Origin of the sequence: Vibrio harveyi NBRC 15634 = ATCC 14126 = KCTC 12724 (assembly GCF_001591145.1) — a bacterium.
GTDB lineage: Bacteria > Pseudomonadota > Gammaproteobacteria > Enterobacterales > Vibrionaceae > Vibrio > Vibrio harveyi.
In genome coordinates this window covers 142,023-161,324 of record NZ_BCUF01000002.1, presented here as the reverse complement: position 1 = coordinate 161,324, position 19,302 = coordinate 142,023, and the positions used below count along the sequence as shown (strand labels likewise).

Below are 19,302 nucleotides of genomic sequence, written 5' to 3'. Positions count from 1 at the left end.
ATAAGTAATGTAGGAAGTACCCTACACTACTTAGTGAATGCACGGAGTTAGTGTTCTGCTAACAATACCGTCAGTTGGTCGATGTCCTCTTGCTCAGGGGTAAGCGCTTTACTCAAATAGTCTTCGATGCGTTGGATCACTTTATTCAGTTCATCAGAGACATTTGGTTTGGCACTTTCGAAAATGTGAGAAAGTGTCGTCATTGCTTGTTCCAAGTTTCCATCATCTAATGCCATATAGAAGTTCAGCAACAATGCCTCGGCGTTTTGAGGTTTAGGTTGTTCTCCGCTTTGCTTGTCTTGGTATTGATAAAGTATCGACGCATGACGATACAAAGCATCATCGAGTTCTGATTCAACAATCGGTTTAGCGATGATATGGTTTGCTCCGACATCTAACATACGCTCCTGCGTTTCTTTGAAGACGTCTGCAGTACAGCCGAAGATCAAAACCGAGCGAGCTGGTGCATCCATAGAGCGAATAACAGCAATCGCTCCTACGCCATCAAGTACTGGCATGTGGTTATCCATCAACACCAAATCAAATTCATGCTTCGACACCTGCTCTACTGCTTGCTGCCCATTCTCGACACAAACGCATACAAACCCTTTAGAGCGCAAGAAGGTCTCCATAATGATGGTGTTCGTACGGTTGTCTTCCACGATAAGCGCACGTAAGCCTTGGCAATCAAGTTTATGTGTATTAGATGCTTCTAACACCCCAGCCTCACAAGGGTTGAGCTCAAGTTCGACAATAAACTTGGTGCCAATACACTCTTGGCTTTGAACAGTAATACTCCCGCCCATATGCTCTGAAATCTGCTTCACTATCGCCAACCCAAGACCCGTGCCGCCATATCGACGTGTTGTCGACGATTCGGCTTGTTCGAATGGTCGGAAAATGCGTTTCTGCGCATCAGGGCTGATACCAATCCCTGTGTCTTTTACACTAATGGTTAGTTTGGTTATGCCATCTTTCACATGCTCGGTCAGTTCGACTTCAACAAAGCCACGATCCGTGAACTTCACTGCGTTATTGAGGAGGTTAAATAACACCTGGCGCAGGCGTGCTTTGTCATTGTTGTACCAACGTCCAAATGTAACATTAGAAATAACTCTAAATTGCAGCCCCTTTTCGGCACATAAAGTGTGATACACACTGTTGATACTACCGAGAATCGATTCGATTGGGAAAGGCGTGTTGTCGAGCTCAATGTGTCCTTGCTCAATTTTCGAGTAATCGAGAATTTCATTCAGTAGCGTCATCATGTGATCGCCAGAATCATACAAGGTATTTAAGTGCTTTCTTTGTTCGTCAGTTAGATGAGTTTTCAGCAGTATTTGTGCGGTTCCCAACACCCCATTCATCGGCGTTCGGATTTCATGAGACAAGGTTGCTAAGAAGGCTGTTTTTGCGTTTGTAGATGCCTGCGCCTTAACCCGTTCACGCTCAAGGTAAACCGTCTTTTCATTGAACTTGGTGATTAAGTGCCCGATTTCATCTTCACTCTCATAGGCGATATCGATAATGCCGCCCGTTTTGGAGTCATCCACTTTCTTAGCAATTCGAACAATCGGTTCTACAATGTATCGGTTTAATAGGTAGTAACCCACCAACACGCAGAGCAGTAGAAATGGGATAACACCAGTCTCAACGCTCATTACTTGATTAAAGACTTGATCCGATACTTTGACCTTGGCATTCACCACATCCATGCGCCAATTAAAGCCACCAAACCCGAGCTGGCTGATGTATATGTTCTTAGTAAGCTGAAAGTTGTGCTCAATCACAACTTGGTCATCGGCATCACGAATCACAACACCTAATGAGTATTGATTTGTATGTTCACGAATGAACTGGAATAACGCTTCCAAAGACAAGTCTACGGTTGCCACTCCGGCAAAAACACCCTCTTTGTAGTAAGGAGCTGAAGCCGTGATCATCTGAACTTGCGTGAAGGTATCGATATACACGCCAGACCAACTCACTGCCCCTGCAGGTTTGTTTGCAACAGACTGGTACCAAGGTTCGTTATCGTAACCACCAGACTCTGGATTATTGTAGGAATGGATTTGATCCAAGCTGCCGTTGTCATTCTTATTGAAGAATAAGCTTGTATATTGCCAACGTTCATCTTCCAATGTTGGTTTTGGCCATAATCCGCCACTGACGATGATGTCGTCGCTCACCGCGAGTAACTGGGGAATCGTATCTTGAAGTGAAATACTTGGTGTTGGCGTCTGCCCTAACCCTACAAGGCTATTGAGCAAACCAACGGAACTGGTTAGCGGTCCTTCAATCTGTGAGGCGAGCAATTGAGTTCGCAAATCCAAATTACGCTCAAGCTTTTCACGCACTGGTGGCTCAACAACAAGGTAAACAACAGAACCAATGGTCGCGATGAAGAAACACAAATAAAGTGTCAGGGCGAGAATGCTTTTGTTTCTGAGTGACGAACGAATTTCCATAGATGTAGACGAATCATTCCCTAATATCGATTTATCACTGATTGATTGGTAAGATTAGCCAACCAACCAGCCCATTAACAAATGGTATTCTATTTTGAAACTACAAGACATCCTTTCTCTTCCAGAACTTGATGGAAAACTACTAAACCTAGCGAAAACTCAAGGCTTTGTTACGTCTATGGCATGTGCGCCAAACGTGTTGAATCCTCAAGAGTGGCTACCATTCCTATGGGGCGGTGAAGAAACAGCACCTTTCTCTGATGGTGAGCAACTGGAACAGTACATCGATGAGATCATTCAAATGTGGAACCAAACACGCCCAGCGCTTCTGGAAGGTGCATGGCTTTGGCCTGAAGGATGCGAGCTGGATGATCAAGATATCGTATCTGCAAACACGCGTGATTTCTGTGAAGGTGTGCTTCAAGGCTGGCAATTGTCTCGTGACGATTGGGAAACGTTGATGCCTGATGACAGTGAAGACAGTGCATTGCTTGGTGGCGTACTGCTTTCTCTAACTATGCTTTACGATCCAGAAACGACAATCACGACACTTGCAGAGCAAGGTATGGAAGGTCTAGAGCAGTTTGAAGAGATCTTCAACGCAATGCCGATGATGCTTTGCGGGCTGACTCAACGTGGCGTAATGCTAGCTGAGCAAGAATAAACTCACCACCCTGTGAGAGACATAAGACAGAATGAAAAAGCTCTCCAATCCGGAGAGCTTTTTTGATCAATCTAGAATAACATGAGGGATATATCGCGCCATATCTTGGGTAACTAAACTGCTGTCTTCTCGAATGGAGATCCCGGCTGCTTTATCATTCACTAACCAACTGCCAATCAACGTATGGCTTGAGCCAAACTTAGGTAGCGGATGATATTGTTGAATGATGTTTTGGCTCGATTCATACGGACCCGGTGTTTTCACCAATCGCTGACCATTTTTGACAATCTCAATGTTGGCACCTTCGCGAGAAAACAGAGGTTTAATGACATAGTCTTTTAAGCTAGCCGCTTTTGGATCATTGGCAAAATACGCGGGCAAAAGATTCGGATGATTTGGAAACCTCTCCCAAAGCAAGGGTAACAACGCTTTATTAGACAGAATCGATTTCCACATCGGCTCTAACCAATTCACACTCGCAGTTGCCAAGTACTGGCTGTATTCCTCTTCGAACATGAACTCCCAAGGGTAGAGTTTGAACATCCAGCGAATCGCTCTGCCATCGGAATCCACAAATTGCCCATCTTGCGTCACGCCAATATCTTCGACAAAAACAAAGGCGGTTGCTAACCCAGCTTCTCGCGCACAGTCTTCGAGGTATTGCACTGTGCCTTTATCTTCTTCGGTGTATTTGCAACAACTAAAATGCAGCGTTTGACCCGGCTGCAATTTGGCAATATCGGCAAAGCGTTGAATCAGAAAGTCTTGCAGAATATTAAACTGATCCGCACTTTGGTGAATGCGACCTTTATTGACAACATCCTCTAACCACACCCACTGCCAAAAGCCAGTCTCAAACAATGACGTTGGTGTGTCTGCGTTGTTTTCTAATAACTTTGCAGGAGAGGAGCCGTTGTAAGCAAAGTCCATCCTCGAATAGAGAGAAGGCTCTCTTCGTTGCCAAGAGGAAGCGACTTGTGACCACATTGCTTCGGGAATCGCACACTGTGTCAGTAACTGCTCACTTCGTACAACCTGATCGACGATTTCAAGACACATTTGATGAAGCTCTTCCGTTGGGTCTTCAATGTCTTTCTCTATCTGCTCAAGGGTAAATTGATAGTAAGCACTCTCATCCCAATACGGTTGGTCGTACATAGAATGGAAGCCAAAACCAAACTGGCGTGCCAATTCACGCCAGTTTTCTCTTTCTTGTATTTCTCGTCGAAACATTTCAGTTAACCACCGCGGCTGACTGACACAGCTTTACCAAAGCCACCACGAGACATCGCACGACCAATCGTACCGCCACCGCGCTTATTTAGGTTACTGGTAGCAACCTTAGTGGATTGATTGCGATAAGAGCCGTAAAACTGTCCTGCACCGTTGTAATACTTCGATTTATAACGATACATCGGCTCTGAGTAATAACTTTTGTTGTAGCCCTTAAGCCCACTCACCGCGCGACTGAAGAAGTAACCACCAACAAATGGGACATATGAGTGATGACGAGAACTGTAGTAACAATCATCCTCGTAAAAGTCATTTTCGCACTCATATTTGTTGTTGTAGCGCGGCGCATTTTCTTCTGCACGCGCCATCGCTTCTTGGTAGGCGATGTCACACTGCTCACTGAATTCAGGCGCGGCAGATTTACACTCGTCAGCATCGACGTAGATATAGCCTTCCGTTTCTGATTCTTGAGTTGCGAGGAAAAAAATCCCACCAAAAGCAACGAATGGAATGATTCGTCCGATTTTAAAACTCTTGTCCATTGAGGAGCGTTTTACATTGGAACTGCGTTTCATCGTTCCTCCTAGTATGTCATGCAGGCTGCGTTAAGCACACCGACAGACACAGAGACAGCCGCTAAAACAATGCCCGCTGGCACTTCATCATTTTCAATACGCTCCGATACTTTTGGCAGCAGAATAAAACGTACAATACCAAACGCAATGATCTGTGCCAGCATCGCTACAACGCCCCATACCATGAAATCCACAATATTGACTGAGTTAGTCGCAGCGCCGGCAATAGCCAGACAGTAACCAAGAAAAGCACCACTTAACGCAACTGCCGCAGCGGTATTTTTCTCTTCCTTGATCAGATGCCATTCGTCATAAGGTGTCAATCTGACGTAGACGAACTTAAACGCCAGCACGAAAACGATCGAAACAGAAAAGTAGAGAAGAAAATTGGGAAAACCTGCCAACAGGTCGGCAATCATATGCATTATTTGTCCTTGTTCATGTCTGTCCAAGCGAAGTCATCAATTCGCTCGTCGGCAATGTAAAACAGCTTAGTGCTTGGTGGCACTTGAGCATTTAAATCTGGGTTGAGTTCAATCCCGTCACCAAGATCGAACGCGATCAACGTAGCTTGGTGATGCTTCTTGATAAATCCGAAGATCTTTTCCACGCTGGTTGTCGGTTGATCTTGTGGGTAAATCACCGAGTACTGTGTCATACCCCGAGTTGAAGCAAGTAGCTCCTGATGAAGTGCGCTCGAACCCGGATCTACTGCCGCTTTCGCAAGCATCTCCGCGCCAACGGCTGGAATGCATTCCGCTTTTGGACAGTGCTCACTCAACAGTCGACCTAGCGCTTCATCTTTAAAATAAGCCAGCAAGTGTGCATCAGGATTCACTGAGGCACAATACAAGGCGGCAGAGAGAGTAATATCATCGCTAAGATTATCGACAATAATACAGTTAGCATCGGTGATGTTGGCGTTTTTCATCTCTTGCGCATCGGTGTAACTGTTCACCTTGATAAAACCAATTTCACCTGGTAATGGGTTTTCAATGTCTGAACGACTGCATAACACAATTGGGCGTTTGCCCTCTTCTTCATGCTGCAACATGCGGATAAGGTGCATGGTTCGTGCGCCATTCCAACCCAATAATACGATATGGTTATCCACTCTTACTCTCCGTTTACCCAGTATGCCTGCTCGCCAATAGTCAATTGCGCCACCAGCCACTCGCCCCAAAATGGCAGCAAATAAACTCAAACCACCAGGGATAATAAACAGAACCACAACCCACTTACCCATATCACTTGAGGGTGATAAGTCACCATAGCCAACCGTTGAAGCAGTCACCATGAGGTAGTAAATAAAGTTAGAGAAGTTTTCGGTCAGTGCATGCTCTCCTGCAAGAGCCAACAATAACCACGAGATGGCAATGTATGCGCCACTAATGACGAGAAGGTTTCGGTTGCTTAATTTGAAAAGATGGATGCTTAGCCACTTTTTCAGTACTAGCCATACAGCCATAAGTTTCCGATTCCTTTCTGATTGCTATAACTAAATACTAACCTATTGATTGTAAGAAATAAAAAAACCAGCCACATTCGGCTGGTTTTTGAGATTTATATTAACAAACTACAGTCTAAGTAGACGGAATGACTATGCGTTGCCTTTGACTTGCATGTTTAACTGCTCGGCAAAATCTAGCATGCGGTTGAGCGGAATCAGTGACTTCACACGTAGTGCTTCATCAACAAAGATTTCGTGCTCTTCACCACCTTCACGCAGCGCTTGCTCAATTGCTTTAAGACCGTTCATCGCCATCCAAGGGCAGTGTGCACAGCTGCGACATGTCGCACCAGCCCCTGCTGTCGGTGCTTCAATCAGTTCTTTTTCAGGCACTAACTGTTGCATCTTAAAGAAGATGCCTTTGTCTGTTGCGACGATCATTTGCTTTTGAGGCAGCTCTTTCGCTGCTTTGATTAGCTGACTTGTCGAGCCTACTGCATCGGCTAGCTCTACAACACTTGCAGGTGATTCTGGGTGCACTAGGATTGCCGCATCCGAGTATACGTTCTTCATCTTGCGTAGCGCATCTGCAGAAAACTCGTCGTGAACTACGCACTCACCTTGCCATAGCAACATGTCTGCACCAGTTTTGTTTGCAATGTAAGAACCTAAGTGGCGATCCGGCCCCCAGATGATTGGCTTATCTTCTGCGTCTAGATGCTCGACGATTTCAAGCGCGATACTAGAAGTCACAACCCAATCAGCACGTGCTTTTACTGCCGCAGATGTGTTTGCGTATACCACCACCGTGTGGTCAGGGTGAGCGTCACAGAACTCGCTAAACTTGTCCGCCGGGCAACCAAGATCCAGTGAACATTCTGCTTCTAGCGTTGGCATTAGAATGCGCTTTTCTGGTGTCAGGATCTTTGCAGATTCACCCATAAAGCGAACCCCACCAATGATCAGTGTACTTGCTGGATGACGGTTACCAAATTTTGCCATTTCTAGCGAATCACCAACAAAACCGCCGGTCTCTTCAGCCAGAGCTTGGATTTCAGGATCAGTGTAATAGTGGGCGATAAGTACCGCGTCTTTTTCTTTAAGCAGCTTTTTGATTCGCTCGATGTAATCGGCTTTTTCTTGTTGGCTTAATGGGATTGGTTTTGGTGGGAATGGGTAAACTGTGTCGATTTTATCTAATATGTGGCTCATTGCTCTTGCTCTACGCAACTTCCTTTAATCCGAGTATTGTAACCTTGTTGATTTTCAAAAACCAACCCGTAACCGGAATTTATAGCAGTCTAGCCGTATATCTTTGTTGTGAGTGACAATTCTGATTGTTGCAGCGAAGCATTCATTACATCAATGATCGGCAAGCGAGCCGATCATGATTTTCTGCCGTGTTTATAGTGAGGATTTAGGCTAAATCATTTGTAACAAAATCTTGGAGCCTTTTGATTAATTATATGCGCGAGCCAATTTCCCCTTTCCTTTATATTGATAACTCTTGGTATCATGACTAATGAACATCGATTCACCAACTCGGAGCTGGATACTTTCTTTATCCGACCAAATAGTTACCTCACCCTCTATGCAAAAGAGGATTTCTGCACTTCTTAAATATTGGGGAGAGGCTTCTATATCGACTGATATAATGTCAAAGCTGAAATCATCAACTGGCACGGGATAAGTTATTCGATTCTCTTTGCACAGTGGTGTTATAAGTAAATTTTCCGAAGAAGTCGGAACAAAGTTTGTGTTATCAATCAGCTCTGGAATATCGACGTGTTTCGACGTTAAACCAGCTCTTAGTACATTGTCCGAATTTGCCATGATCTCCAACGCCGTCCCTCGGATATAGGCGTGTGGTACCTCAGCATGAAGAAACATCGCATCACCAGGTGCAAGCTCAATAAGATTAAGCATTAATGGCGCAAACAACCCAACATCATCGGGATAGTATTGTTTAAATGACCGACTGTAATGTATTGCTTGTCGACTAAGAGCCGTTATCTGAGTTGCTTCATGTGCGACATACAATTCACGCAGAGCTTGCTGCTTCTTATCTCCACTTAACGACAAAATAGCACTAAAGAATGCCTTAAGTCCTTCTGCGTTTTGGCAGCGTTCCAAATGTTTCAACTCTTTATCAAGCGCTGAAAGCTGTGCAGCCCTAAATAATGCGATGATCTGCTCAATGGGCCTGAAACCGTTCATCGCTTCATAAAAAGTGAGTGCGTATACCAACTCAGGTTTATGATTTGGGTCTTTGTAATTTCGAGTATCAGCAGCAATCGGAATGCCTAGCTCGTTCTCTCTTCTATAACCAGCTTGGGCCTTTGCATTGTTAGGATGAACTTGAATAGAAAGCGGTGTCTCTGCGGCAAGAACTTTAAGTAAAAAAGGAAGTTCTCCAAACCGAGCACTGGTGTAATCACCTAGTATTGCGGTCCTATTTTCGCCGATAACGTGAGAGAGCAACTCTCCTGTATCTTTTATCTTAGAGCAACCACTCGGGTGTGCGCCCATCCACATTTCTGCTTGAGGCTCTACGTTGGGATTTGCGATTCCGAACATACGGTTAATAGAAGATAAACTCCCCCACTGATAGTTTTGAATAACAGTATCGAGCTTTGAAATCGACATAAACGACCTCACTTCATAAACACTTGGATTGTTTTGGCGTCATAACATCCGACTTAAGATCATCTGAAACTCGCCAAGTTCATTTTTAATAACGCTTACATCACGCCAATTGTCGACGATGTAATCCGCTTCAATGAGTGCATCCTTTTCACCATGACTAAACATACCGACAACCTTTGCTTTTGCTGTTTTTCCAGAATGAATACCCGCACTGGCATCTTCAAAACAAATACAGTTTTCAATGTTTAAGTCGAGCTCCTCGGCTCCTTTTAAATAAGGCTCTGGATCTGGCTTGCCTTTGCTAATACGCTCCGGCGTTATGAGTACGTTGGGCATCGGCAGCTTTCCGGCTTTGATGCGAGCACTGGCAACAGGAATGGTTCCTGATGTCACAATAGCCCAAGGCACCTCAAATTCGTTAAGTTGATGAAGCAACTCTTGAGCGCCAGTAATCACTTCAATGCCCGTCGTATCTCTAGCTTCCAACTCTTCTAACCAAATCACTTCATTTTGAATTTCTTGTCTAGATGCATTCGGCAAAAGTTCAGAGATAGAATCGATAGCAGGACGTCCATGAATACGAGACAGAACGTAATCAGGCTCCAAGCCTTTTTTGATCGCCCAAGTCGTCCAAGATCGGGTTACTGAGGGAATAGAATTCACTAGCGTACCATCTAGATCAAACAATAAACCCGCAAAAGGAATCGTGATCATTTATGTTCTCCAATAGTAATCAGCCCCACTGATTTGCAGGAAAAAGCGGGGCTGAATGTAATGATAAGCAGTGCTAGATCTTGCGACGTAACCCTTCTGCATTTGCCGCTTTCATCGCTGCAAACACCATATCTGGAGTGACAGCTCGAGGTTCGTTGTGAATAGTCTCCCCTTCTGCACATGCGGCTTCAGCTACTGCCAATAAATCTTCATCGGATACATTTTCTAAACCGATTTGAGACAGAGTCGTGGGCAAGCCTACTTTTTCGCAGAAGTCATAAACAGTTGCGATGGTCTGAGCCGATTTGTCAGTAAGGAATAGAGAAGAGAGCACACCAAATGCGACTTTTTCACCATGCAAGAACGCATGTGTTGGTTCCAATACTGTTAAGCCATTATGAATCGCATGAGAGGCAGCAAGACCACCACTTTCGAAACCTAATCCACTAAGCAACGTATTTGCTTCAACAACGCGTTCGAGCGCAGGAGTGACCACACCTTGTTCGTTCGATGTTTTAGCCATTACGCCGTATTCAAGCAAAGTGTCGTAACATAAATGCGCTAAGGCGTATGCAGATAAAGAACCGACGTGACCTGTCATATTCGAGGCAAAACTTTGCTGGCATGATTCTGCTTCAAACCATGTTGCTAGCGCATCACCGATCCCAGCGATGAGTAGTCGAACAGGTGCCTTGGCAATGATTTGTGTGTCGACCAAGACAAGATTCGGGTTTTGAGGAAGGATAAGGTAACGCTTAAACTCTCCTTCTTGAGTGTAAATAACGGATAGCGCACTGCATGGCGCATCGCTCGCCGCCAATGTCGGTACAATAGCCACAGGAACTCTCGCTTCATAGGATGTTGCTTTCGCGGTATCAATGGTTTTACCGCCACCTAAGCCAACCACAAACTCACCCTCAAAGCTTTTCAACATGGTTGTCAGACGTGTTATTTCTTCGTCACAGCATTCACCAGCAAACCGGACCACCTCAACTTCAACGGTCTCGAGATAAGGTTCAAACTCAGAAAGTAATGTGTCATAAACAAATGGGTCACAGATCATCAGACCTTTTTTGCCAAAGCGATTGAGTTCTGCTCCGAGTTGTTTTCGAGCATCTTTACCTTGAACATAACGACCTGGAAATATAGTTGTTGTTAGCATGGTAACTCCTAGATAACTGATTTAATTTTTGCTGTATTCGAGAGCACATCTCGACTTGGAATTACCTCAAAATAGCAAGCAAAACCTCTTCATCACATAGCATATTTGTTCGTCTAACTGGAGATTTGTCTTTAGAAAGTCAAATTGTGATGGCGATACAAATAACCACCTAAGTTATTAAAAATTAATGAGGTTATATAAAGCCACTTATTATTACCTCTTGTTATTTCAAAGCAGTATCGCTTCACAAATAGAGAAAATTGTATCTAGCAGCGACACACTTGAATGACATACACTGATGTTGTTATTTGCTCACTCGGTTACTCTTGATGCTCGACAAAAACTACCTGCTTGAATCTCTTCATCATTACAAAGACCTCAGTGGGGAAATCAGTAATGTGGTTTGCGCAGGCAACTTGCCTAAGCCACCTCAACTCGCCTTTCAAGTCCATTTTCCTCGTATTGAAATGGTGTTATTCGGTGAGCTAGAGATGGAGCTAGGGAGCCAAACCGGCGTAGAACAAAAAAGAGTATTCAAGCAAGGTGACGTGATTTACTTACCAGCAGAAAGTTGGAACCAACCAAGCTGGGGAAGCAAACCCGTTGTCACTATGACTGTGATGGCTGGTAAGCAAAGTTTTGGCTTAAGTTTGTTAAGTTGGGATGGTGAGAAGTTCGACTCCGCGATCAAAGAAACGGTTTTACGTCGGGGACCTCGTGTCGGCACGTTTATTCTTAATGCCCTAGAAGAATTGACTCGACAGATAGAGTCACAAGCAACAATGAAACTATTGGTTAGTTCGCTGTTTAGCCACATCGTGGATCTTATCGAACAACCACTTGAAACGCCTTCAAAAAGTCATGCGCTATTTGAATCGGTGAGAGATTACCTAGAACAACATTATCAAGAGCCTTTGACTCGTGAATCGGTTGCCGAGCACTTCTATGTGTCACCGAACTACCTTTCACAACTGTTCCAAAAGGAAGGACAGATTAAGTTCAATGAATATTTGAATCACATTCGCTTAGAGCGCGCTAAGTTTTTGTTGGTCGAATACAATATGAAGGTAAAAGAAGTCGCGCACCGTTGTGGCTTTAAAGACAGTAACTATTTTTGTCGTGTGTTTCGAGCGCAAACCGAGCGCTCGCCATCAGAGTATCGAGCGCAATACCTCAGCGCTCATGTTGAAGAAGATTAATGTTCAAAAACTAATTTCAGCACCTCGGGGCGCTTGACGAACTTTATCGATAGCGCTCATCACCTCTTCCGTACTACGTAGAAAATGAGCAATAGAACAACGCACAACTCGACTGTTTTCAAATCGTTCCGCGCCCTCAATGTTAATATCAGAAACGATCACTGCGACATCTGCACCATCAATCAGATCTTGCGTTAACTGATTTTCGCTACCCAAAGCGCCTTGGGTTTCTACTGTCACCTTGTGACCGAGCTTACGCCCTAATTTTTCGAGCGCTTCAGCTGCCATATAAGTATGCGCTACACCGCTAATACATGCGGTTACACCAACTATTTCCATAATATAAAAACAAAAATGACCAAGCTTATAAATGAGTTTAATCTCATTAAGCATGGTCATTATTAATCTTGGTCAGCTTTTACGTTACAACCAAGTCTACAAACTATTAGAGCGTGTACTGGATCACATTAAAGAACATCAAGAACGTTAGTGCCCTCGCCGTAAACCGTTTCCCAATCTGAAACAAACCCCGATACCCCCGAGTCAGTTAATGGATGCACAAGCAGGTGGTCAAAAACATCCGGGGCAATGGTCACAGAGTGAATGCCAGCCAGCGCCAATTGATGGACTTGTTGAACATTTTTAAATGAAGCACCAAGCACTTTCGCATCAAGGTGGTAGTTATCGATGATTTGTGCCATTTCCGCCGCAACAGCGACACCATCACCACAAATGTTATCTAAACGATTCACATAAGGAGCAAGGAATTCCGCTCCTGCTTTCGCTGCCATAAGCGCTTGTTGCGGAGTCAGGATCGCAGTGGCTGTTATGCGGTAGCCTTCTTCATGAATCAACTTCATTGCTTTAATACCTTGCGGCGTTACCGGCACTTTGATGATGATCTCTGGATCAATTGAACGCAGTGCTCTGGCTTCTTTCAGCATAGTTTCCGCATCTTTACCCATAACTTGCGCGTGTAACATACGCTCATCACCAATTATCTCACGGATATCTAATAAGATTTCTTTCAGTGGGCGTTTTTCTTTCGCAATAATTGACGGATTGGTCGTTACACCTTCGATCGGATAAAGGTCTACTGCTTTTTTGATCGCAGCAATGTTTGCCGTATCTAGCATGAATATCATGGTACTACTCCTAATTTAACAGCGACCACTCAATTGTTTGGAGTACTCGCCTGAATCTTTTTCTTGAAGAATAATGTCTATAAATCGTTTACATTCCCGCCCATTAGGCAGAAATGTAATGAAATTCTTGTAAGCATTTAGTGATTGCGGCTTTGCTCTCTGTAAACACGACTCCTTGCCCAGCCAACTTATTGGTGTTGAGTCTGACATCTCGAGTTTTGCGCGCGTCATTCACTTGAAGTAGATGATCGAGGCGACTTTGTTGCCCCAACTCGGTCAAAATATGCTCAGCAATCTCATAACGACTTGCCGGGTTATTTGCCCCCGTATGGTAAGTGCCGTATGGAATGGTGAAGATTTTTGGAAACTGCTCTATAAGTTCATGAACATAAGTTAATCCACGGAACTCATTTCTGCGCTCTTGCATCACTTCACCGTTTGTTAAAGCTTGCATCGCATTCCAAACCACATTTGGATTAATGGTGGTATTTCGCTCAGGTAACCCAAATAGCCAGGTAAAACGCAAAATCCACATGTCTTCCAAAATAGAACGCAACTCACCTTCTGCTTCTAGCTTATTTTGACCATATACAGTGTCTGGTACTGGCGTATCTTGCTCACTATATGGTCCTGCTTCGATATTCCCATTGAAGACTTGTTCAGTAGAGATGAACACGAGTTTTGAACCATTTGCTTTACATGCGTTCGCTACATTAATTGCCCCTTGAACATTCACCTTGTGCGCAATGTCTGGGTGTTGGTTACAAAAATCCGTGACTGCAATTGCCGCAGCGTGAATCACGAAATCAGGTTTAAATTCAGCGAATGTTGTATCGACCGCACTCTTATTGGTGATATCAAGTTGCTCAACGTCTAACCCCAAAATATCGAACTCATTGCGATAACGGTTGATAAAACGCGTCCCAAAGAAGCCTCTCGCACCAGTGATCAGTATTTTCTTTTTCATATTAGCCTCCAATGACTACTTGGTATCCACTAGCCTGTATATGGCTGCGGATGGCTTCCACTTCAGATTGAGTAGGAACGGGAATGTCTTTCATTAGATACTCCATCCCTAAAGTCTCATATTTGTTTGCGCCGTATTGATGGAACGGCAACAGATGAATTTCTCTGATATTGAAAGGTTTTAAAAAGCGCAAAACACTTTCAATATTGATTAAGTCCAAGGTATAACCGGGGATAAGTGGTAAACGTGGAATTACGTTACATTTCTGCTCAACCAACATCTTGAAGTTTCCAAGTACTTTCTCCACGTTGAGCCCAATCACGCTTTTAGCTTTTTGTGCATCCATGATTTTAAAATCGAACAACACTTCATCACACAACTCTCCAATACGACTCAATTGCGTGCTATTACCATGACCAGAAGTTTCAACAGCGGTGCGATAACCAAGTTGCTTTAGTTTGGTCAGAAGCTCGATGGCAAAATGCGCTTGGGTAAGGATTTCTCCACCAGAAAGCGTGATACCGCCATTTGAGGTATTAAAAAACACATCATCTTTTGCAACTTGTGCTATCACTTCATCCAAAGTCATGTCCGTGCCCACTTGCTCGTACGCTCCACTTGGGCACTCTTCAACATCCATTTCACATTCATCACACTCAAGGCATAGTGCTTTACGACGCATATAAGTGATTTTGTGTGAACGTGACTCTGGGTTGGCACACCACGGACAACTCAAAGGACAACCTTTGAAGAACACCACAGTCCTAATCCCTGTCCCGTCATGGAGTGAGTAGCGCTGAATATTGAATATCCGCGCGCTACTTTTGCTTCCATTAGCTTGATCACAGCTCATGGGCAGTTCTTCGAATGATGTCATCTTGAATTTCTTTCGATAACTCGACAAAGAAAGCACTGTAGCCAGCTACTCGAACGACCAACCCTGAGTAGTCCTCTGGCTTTTCTTGCGCTTTTTTCAGTGTCTCAGCGTTCAACACATTAAATTGAATATGTTGTAACTTGAGCTTCATAAATGCGCGGATGAAATCGGACAGTTTGCTTAAACCTTGATCCCCCTCTAACGTTGCAGGTGTGAATTTCACATTGAGAAGACTGCCATTGGACAGCAAGTAGTTATCTAATTTACTCACTGATTTTAGAACGGCTGTCGGACCTAATTGATCTTTTCCTAACATTGGTGACAAACCACCATCAGCAAGCTGTTCTCCTGACAAACGTCCATCAGCAGTAGCGCCCACAACAGCACCGAGCGGCACGTGAGCAGATACGGTGTAGGAGCCCGGGGTGAACTTTCCGCCTCTAGGGTTATCGTATTTCTCTACCTCTTTACAGAATAAACGCAATAACTCAGAGCCCAGAGCGTCCACCTCATCAATGTCGTTGCCGTACTTTTCGTACTTATTCATCAAACGAGCGCGGACTTTTTCACCGTTTGGCACCTCAAAGTTGCTATCTAATGTGGCGATAAATTCTTTGAACGTGCAGCGTTTTTCTTCGAATACATAACGCTTAAGTGCATGGAGAGAATCAGACAGATTAGCGATACCAATTCCTTGAACACCAGAAAAGTTGTAACGCCCTCCACCGTATGTGATGTCTTTACCATTCTCGATACAATCGCTGATAAATGATGAAAGAAGCGGCACTGGAGCCCAATCACGGTGACCAACATCGCAGATGTTAGAGCCTTCAATCATCAACTTGACGTAGTGCTTAATGTCTTGATGAATATCACTCATCAAGCTGTCAAAGGTAATATCTGGGTTGTTTGCATGACGTTGCATCGCGAGTTCCATGACCTTCAGGAGGTTAAACATAGCGATGTCGTGCAAGCCATAAGTCTTGCCTGGGATCGACAGCTCCACACAACCAACCACCGAATAATCACGTGCATCCTCTAGCGACACACCACGATTTAGGAAGGCAGGCACGACCACTTCGTCATTAAAGATTTGAGGAATCCCCGTCCCCAAACGAATCGTTTCTGCGGTTTTCATTAAGAAGCCACGATCCATGAACTCGTTTACGCGCACACCCAAGTTAGGTTGAGGCAGCTGCACACTTTGGTAGGCATCCAAACATAATGTGGATAGTGCATTAACAGCGCTGCGCCCTACTTCGCTCAAACCACCTAATAGAATCGTGTAACCCGTAGGGAAACCCGCAAAAAACTTGGCGCTACCTGAAGAACGTAACAGAACAATATCATTGGTCTTGATCCACAAACTTTCCAACAACTCACGAAGATAATCAGGAGACTCACCTCGTGCTAACGATTGCTCGTAAAATGGCAACATATATTGATCAAAGCGACCCAGCGATAAAGAACTCGCATTCGATTCGTATTGCAGAATAATGTTCATGTACCAGAACAATTGGCATGCTTCATAAAAACCATCTGGAGCTTCTGTTGCAATTTTGCGAGAAATAGCCGCAATCTGAATCAGCTCTTGCTTACGCTGTTCGTTATCAGTGGCTTGCGACATGTTCTCGGCTAATTCGGCATAACGATGAATATGACGAATCGACGCTTCCAACAAGATCACAACTGACTTGAAGAATTCGTTCTCTGGCTGGCTAAAACTCAAGCTTTGCAGCTCATCGAGAAGCGAACCTAAACCGTTATCTAGCAGACGATCAAAGTCGATAATAATGTGACCTTGACCTTTGTCTGTTTGGTTAACACTAAAGATCTTTTGACCAACAGCAGATTTTACCTCTAGCGGAATTTGAGCATTGATGAAGTCTTTCATCGACCGTTCAGCCCAGTAAGGTAGTAATTGCTCACGGTAGGTTGTTTTGTCTTGCTCAGAAACAAAGAATTTATCTTGAGGGCGAGATTCGAAAATATCTAACTCTTTCTCAATCCAATAAGGGTCCATTTCAGGAGAAGCAATACCCGCTCTTGGTTGTACCGTTCGATTACCAGCAATTAGCTCATCTTCACGAATAGAGATTTCAACATTGTCCATCACATAGGCAGTTGCTTTTGCACGACGAATTAATGTCGGTTCTCCTTCTGTTTGCTTATGACTTTCTGTGTACAACAGTGCACGTTCCAATGAGATTTCGCGTTTTGCGGCAAACAGTGCGGACTTAAGACGTTCTATGCGTGGGGTACTCATATATAGACTCCTGAGAATACCTAGTTGTTGAGCGATTTAATGGTTTTGTATAGCTAAGAAACCCTAACGAGAGTCACTGAGCTATACAGAGCAGAGAGACCAAAATTTCTCTGCTCTGTAATTTAGTGGGAGGCTAAGCTGCTACTGATTCAAGATGCTTTTCAATCTTATCCATCACGGCAGATGCACGTTTTACAGCATCACTGACACCGATGCGTACAATGGTTTTACCTGTAAAGCGCTCAGCATTTTTGATATCGATATCTTTGGTAAGAATGACGACATCAGCGGTTTTGATCGTGCTTTCATCTAACTCGTTTTCGATACCAATTGAACCTTGTGTTTCCACTTGGCAAGACCAACCTTTGGCTTTTGCTGCTGCTTCGATGGCCTCAGCAGCCATGTATGTATGTGCAACACCTGAAGGGCATGCTGTTACTGCTACGATAGAAGTCATAATTTTGTTTCCTATATTGTTTTGGAGAACTCTTAATTTTTCGTTGTTTTGTATTTACCTTGGCGGTCATTCAGCTCACCAAGCTATAAGCCTGTTCTGCGGATTAACCAATCTCGATATCAAGATCTAAATCATCGGACTCTTCTTCTTTTTCTTGCGTGACAGGGCGACGTGCTTTCAAGAAGTTGACCAACAAAGCAGTCGCCAATGAGCCAACAGCAAGTGCGATAATGAAACTAAAGCGACCTTCAACCACAGGAAGTACAATTAAGCCACCCCAAGCTGCATAACTTTTCACACCAAGCACCGCTGCTGTTGCAGAGCCAATTGCTGTACCAATCATGATGGACGGCAGCACACGCAATGGATCAGCAGCTGCGAAAGGAATAGCCCCCTCCGTAATACCCATCGTGCCCATTAGAATCGAAGCTCGTCCTGCTTCTTGCTCGCTGTAGTCGTAAAGCTTTTTATTGAGGAATGTTGCTAGACCCATACCGATAGAAGGCACTGCCACAGCAACGGAGGAGATACCAGCTACGTTATAGATACCTTCACCAACACACATAATGACGAACGCATACGCAACTTTGTTGACAGGACCACCCATATCAAAGGCGATCATAAGACCCATGATGACAGCGAGAAGAACGATGCTCTCGTTTTGCATACCTTTAAGAAAATCCGTCAGAGCTGCAGTCGCTGCACCGATTGGCTCACCAATCCCCCATACAATGGCACCAGCGGTGATGAAAGTACCAATGATTGGAATCACGAAGATCGGCATTACAGAGCGAGCGTAAGATGGAACTTTGATTTTCTTCAGGTAGAACACCACGATACCACCTAACAGACCGGCAAAAATTGCCCCAAAAAAGCCCGTGTTATACATATTTGCGCCGATGAAAGCCGCTATCGCAGAGGGTGCTAAGGCAGAGCGATCAGCGATTGAGTAACCAATGTAAGCGGCTAGAATCGGCACCATCAATTGGAAACCAGCAACACCAATGAAGAACAGATCGTGTAACCACGAGCCCTCTTCTGGAACGGCACCTTCTCCGTAAAGCATGACCGACATTGCGAGCAAAATACCGCCAGCAACCACAAATGGGATCATGTGAGAGACACCAGTCATCAAGTGTTGGCGAGTGTCCTTAAGTATTGAGATTAAGTCTTTCATAGACTTCTCCTTGGATAAGTTTTTTAAACTGTTTCACGTAAAGGGTTAAAACTTCAGCCGGCCGTGCTTTGGTATCTAATATAGTGAGCAATAGTACTATTCAGTTAGAGGACAAAAGTTCTATTTACTGGATTTTTGTTCGATTAAAAAGAAAAGTTGATCTGTATCTCGAAAAATACCCAGAATGAAACAAGAACAATTAAAACCTTCAAATACATACACTTATGTTACACAAAAAGTAAAAATCAAACCTAACCCATGTTTAAGGTCACATTTTTAACTATAAATTTGAGATATATCAC

General features: G+C 44.1%; 18 protein-coding genes. 2 read left to right on the top strand and 16 right to left on the bottom strand.

The features are described from left to right. Nucleotides 1-47: 47 nt before the first annotated feature. A complete protein-coding gene (locus tag VHA02S_RS01795; RefSeq protein WP_038898147.1) occupies nucleotides 48-2,468 on the bottom strand; it encodes a hybrid sensor histidine kinase/response regulator in 2,421 nt (806 codons plus the stop codon). A gap of 94 nt (nucleotides 2,469-2,562) precedes the next feature. On the opposite strand from VHA02S_RS01795, the gene VHA02S_RS01790 reads away from it, so the two are divergent. Beyond that, complete coding sequence (locus VHA02S_RS01790; protein WP_005450287.1) at nucleotides 2,563-3,132, top strand: YecA/YgfB family protein; 570 nt, start codon at nucleotides 2,563-2,565, stop codon at nucleotides 3,130-3,132. 66 nt (nucleotides 3,133-3,198) lie between these two features. Here the strand turns inward: VHA02S_RS01790 and VHA02S_RS01785 are convergent, their stop codons facing one another. From VHA02S_RS01785 to VHA02S_RS01750, 8 genes are all read right to left on the bottom strand, one after another. Continuing rightward, complete coding sequence (locus VHA02S_RS01785) at nucleotides 3,199-4,365, bottom strand: glutathionylspermidine synthase family protein (RefSeq protein ID WP_017188307.1); 1,167 nt, start codon at nucleotides 4,363-4,365, stop codon at nucleotides 3,199-3,201. A 5-nt stretch (nucleotides 4,366-4,370) separates the two neighbouring features. Next, entirely contained in the window at nucleotides 4,371-4,940 is a 570-nt protein-coding gene (locus VHA02S_RS01780) for a DUF1190 domain-containing protein (RefSeq protein ID WP_038898148.1), read from the bottom strand. An 8-nt stretch (nucleotides 4,941-4,948) separates the two neighbouring features. Next, nucleotides 4,949-5,365 (bottom strand): DUF350 domain-containing protein, encoded by a 417-nt coding sequence (locus tag VHA02S_RS01775; protein ID WP_005450290.1) that lies wholly within the window; start codon nucleotides 5,363-5,365, stop codon nucleotides 4,949-4,951. Continuing rightward, nucleotides 5,365-6,408 (bottom strand): potassium channel family protein, encoded by a 1,044-nt coding sequence (locus tag VHA02S_RS01770; RefSeq protein ID WP_038898149.1) that lies wholly within the window; start codon nucleotides 6,406-6,408, stop codon nucleotides 5,365-5,367. Before VHA02S_RS01770 ends, VHA02S_RS01775 begins: the two co-directional genes overlap by 1 nt. Nucleotides 6,409-6,540: 132 nt before the next feature. Then, a complete protein-coding gene (gene nadA / locus VHA02S_RS01765; RefSeq protein WP_005450292.1) occupies nucleotides 6,541-7,602 on the bottom strand; it encodes a quinolinate synthase NadA in 1,062 nt (353 codons plus the stop codon). A 246-nt stretch (nucleotides 7,603-7,848) separates the two neighbouring features. Next, entirely contained in the window at nucleotides 7,849-9,036 is a 1,188-nt protein-coding gene (gene manA / locus VHA02S_RS01760) for a mannose-6-phosphate isomerase, class I (RefSeq protein WP_038898150.1), read from the bottom strand. 39 nt (nucleotides 9,037-9,075) lie between these two features. Then, entirely contained in the window at nucleotides 9,076-9,750 is a 675-nt protein-coding gene (locus tag VHA02S_RS01755; protein WP_029789028.1) for an HAD-IA family hydrolase, read from the bottom strand. A 73-nt stretch (nucleotides 9,751-9,823) separates the two neighbouring features. Then, nucleotides 9,824-10,912: a glycerol dehydrogenase gene (locus tag VHA02S_RS01750; RefSeq protein WP_038898151.1), complete on the bottom strand. Its 1,089-nt coding sequence runs from the start codon at nucleotides 10,910-10,912 to the stop codon at nucleotides 9,824-9,826. A 329-nt stretch (nucleotides 10,913-11,241) separates the two neighbouring features. On the opposite strand from VHA02S_RS01750, the gene VHA02S_RS01745 reads away from it, so the two are divergent. Continuing rightward, nucleotides 11,242-12,111 (top strand): AraC family transcriptional regulator, encoded by an 870-nt coding sequence (locus tag VHA02S_RS01745; protein ID WP_038898152.1) that lies wholly within the window; start codon nucleotides 11,242-11,244, stop codon nucleotides 12,109-12,111. A 3-nt stretch (nucleotides 12,112-12,114) separates the two neighbouring features. Here the strand turns inward: VHA02S_RS01745 and VHA02S_RS01740 are convergent, their stop codons facing one another. The 7 genes from VHA02S_RS01740 to VHA02S_RS01710 all read right to left on the bottom strand — a co-directional run bounded on the left by VHA02S_RS01740 (nucleotide 12,115) and on the right by VHA02S_RS01710 (nucleotide 19,000). Then, on the bottom strand, nucleotides 12,115-12,510 hold the full coding sequence (locus VHA02S_RS01740; RefSeq protein ID WP_102949571.1) for a PTS fructose transporter subunit IIB: 396 nt from the start codon (nucleotides 12,508-12,510) through the stop codon (nucleotides 12,115-12,117). 68 nt (nucleotides 12,511-12,578) lie between these two features. After that, nucleotides 12,579-13,256, bottom strand: coding sequence for a fructose-6-phosphate aldolase (locus tag VHA02S_RS01735; RefSeq protein ID WP_017819051.1), 678 nt, complete (start codon nucleotides 13,254-13,256; stop codon nucleotides 12,579-12,581). 103 nt (nucleotides 13,257-13,359) lie between these two features. Next, nucleotides 13,360-14,223: an SDR family oxidoreductase gene (locus VHA02S_RS01730; protein ID WP_029789023.1), complete on the bottom strand. Its 864-nt coding sequence runs from the start codon at nucleotides 14,221-14,223 to the stop codon at nucleotides 13,360-13,362. A 1-nt stretch (nucleotide 14,224) separates the two neighbouring features. Next, complete coding sequence (locus tag VHA02S_RS01725) at nucleotides 14,225-15,100, bottom strand: [formate-C-acetyltransferase]-activating enzyme (protein ID WP_038898154.1); 876 nt, start codon at nucleotides 15,098-15,100, stop codon at nucleotides 14,225-14,227. Beyond that, nucleotides 15,066-17,366, bottom strand: coding sequence for a formate C-acetyltransferase (locus VHA02S_RS01720; protein WP_017819048.1), 2,301 nt, complete (start codon nucleotides 17,364-17,366; stop codon nucleotides 15,066-15,068). Before VHA02S_RS01720 ends, VHA02S_RS01725 begins: the two co-directional genes overlap by 35 nt. A gap of 133 nt (nucleotides 17,367-17,499) precedes the next feature. Continuing rightward, nucleotides 17,500-17,823: a PTS fructose-like transporter subunit IIB gene (locus VHA02S_RS01715; protein ID WP_038898155.1), complete on the bottom strand. Its 324-nt coding sequence runs from the start codon at nucleotides 17,821-17,823 to the stop codon at nucleotides 17,500-17,502. Nucleotides 17,824-17,926: 103 nt separating this feature from the next. Continuing rightward, nucleotides 17,927-19,000, bottom strand: coding sequence for a PTS fructose transporter subunit EIIC (locus VHA02S_RS01710; RefSeq protein WP_038898156.1), 1,074 nt, complete (start codon nucleotides 18,998-19,000; stop codon nucleotides 17,927-17,929). Nucleotides 19,001-19,302 lie beyond the last annotated feature (302 nt).

Excerpts from the sequence above, each read along its gene's own strand:
- VHA02S_RS01795 (WP_038898147.1), bottom strand. The coding sequence starts at position 2,468 with ATGGAAATTCGTTCGTCACTCAGAAACAAAAGCATTCTCGCCCTGACA.
- VHA02S_RS01785 (WP_017188307.1), bottom strand. The coding sequence starts at position 4,365 with ATGTTTCGACGAGAAATACAAGAAAGAGAAAACTGGCGTGAATTGGCA.
- VHA02S_RS01780 (WP_038898148.1), bottom strand. The coding sequence starts at position 4,940 with ATGAAACGCAGTTCCAATGTAAAACGCTCCTCAATGGACAAGAGTTTT.
- VHA02S_RS01775 (WP_005450290.1), bottom strand. The coding sequence starts at position 5,365 with ATGCATATGATTGCCGACCTGTTGGCAGGTTTTCCCAATTTTCTTCTC.
- VHA02S_RS01770 (WP_038898149.1), bottom strand. The coding sequence starts at position 6,408 with ATGGCTGTATGGCTAGTACTGAAAAAGTGGCTAAGCATCCATCTTTTC.
- nadA (WP_005450292.1), bottom strand. The coding sequence starts at position 7,602 with ATGAGCCACATATTAGATAAAATCGACACAGTTTACCCATTCCCACCA.
- manA (WP_038898150.1), bottom strand. The coding sequence starts at position 9,036 with ATGTCGATTTCAAAGCTCGATACTGTTATTCAAAACTATCAGTGGGGG.
- VHA02S_RS01755 (WP_029789028.1), bottom strand. The coding sequence starts at position 9,750 with ATGATCACGATTCCTTTTGCGGGTTTATTGTTTGATCTAGATGGTACG.
- VHA02S_RS01750 (WP_038898151.1), bottom strand. The coding sequence starts at position 10,912 with ATGCTAACAACAACTATATTTCCAGGTCGTTATGTTCAAGGTAAAGAT.
- VHA02S_RS01745 (WP_038898152.1), top strand. The coding sequence starts at position 11,242 with ATGCTCGACAAAAACTACCTGCTTGAATCTCTTCATCATTACAAAGAC.
- VHA02S_RS01740 (WP_102949571.1), bottom strand. The coding sequence starts at position 12,510 with ATGACCATGCTTAATGAGATTAAACTCATTTATAAGCTTGGTCATTTT.
- VHA02S_RS01735 (WP_017819051.1), bottom strand. The coding sequence starts at position 13,256 with ATGATATTCATGCTAGATACGGCAAACATTGCTGCGATCAAAAAAGCA.
- VHA02S_RS01730 (WP_029789023.1), bottom strand. The coding sequence starts at position 14,223 with ATGAAAAAGAAAATACTGATCACTGGTGCGAGAGGCTTCTTTGGGACG.
- VHA02S_RS01725 (WP_038898154.1), bottom strand. The coding sequence starts at position 15,100 with ATGACATCATTCGAAGAACTGCCCATGAGCTGTGATCAAGCTAATGGA.
- VHA02S_RS01720 (WP_017819048.1), bottom strand. The coding sequence starts at position 17,366 with ATGAGTACCCCACGCATAGAACGTCTTAAGTCCGCACTGTTTGCCGCA.
- VHA02S_RS01715 (WP_038898155.1), bottom strand. The coding sequence starts at position 17,823 with ATGACTTCTATCGTAGCAGTAACAGCATGCCCTTCAGGTGTTGCACAT.
- VHA02S_RS01710 (WP_038898156.1), bottom strand. The coding sequence starts at position 19,000 with ATGAAAGACTTAATCTCAATACTTAAGGACACTCGCCAACACTTGATG.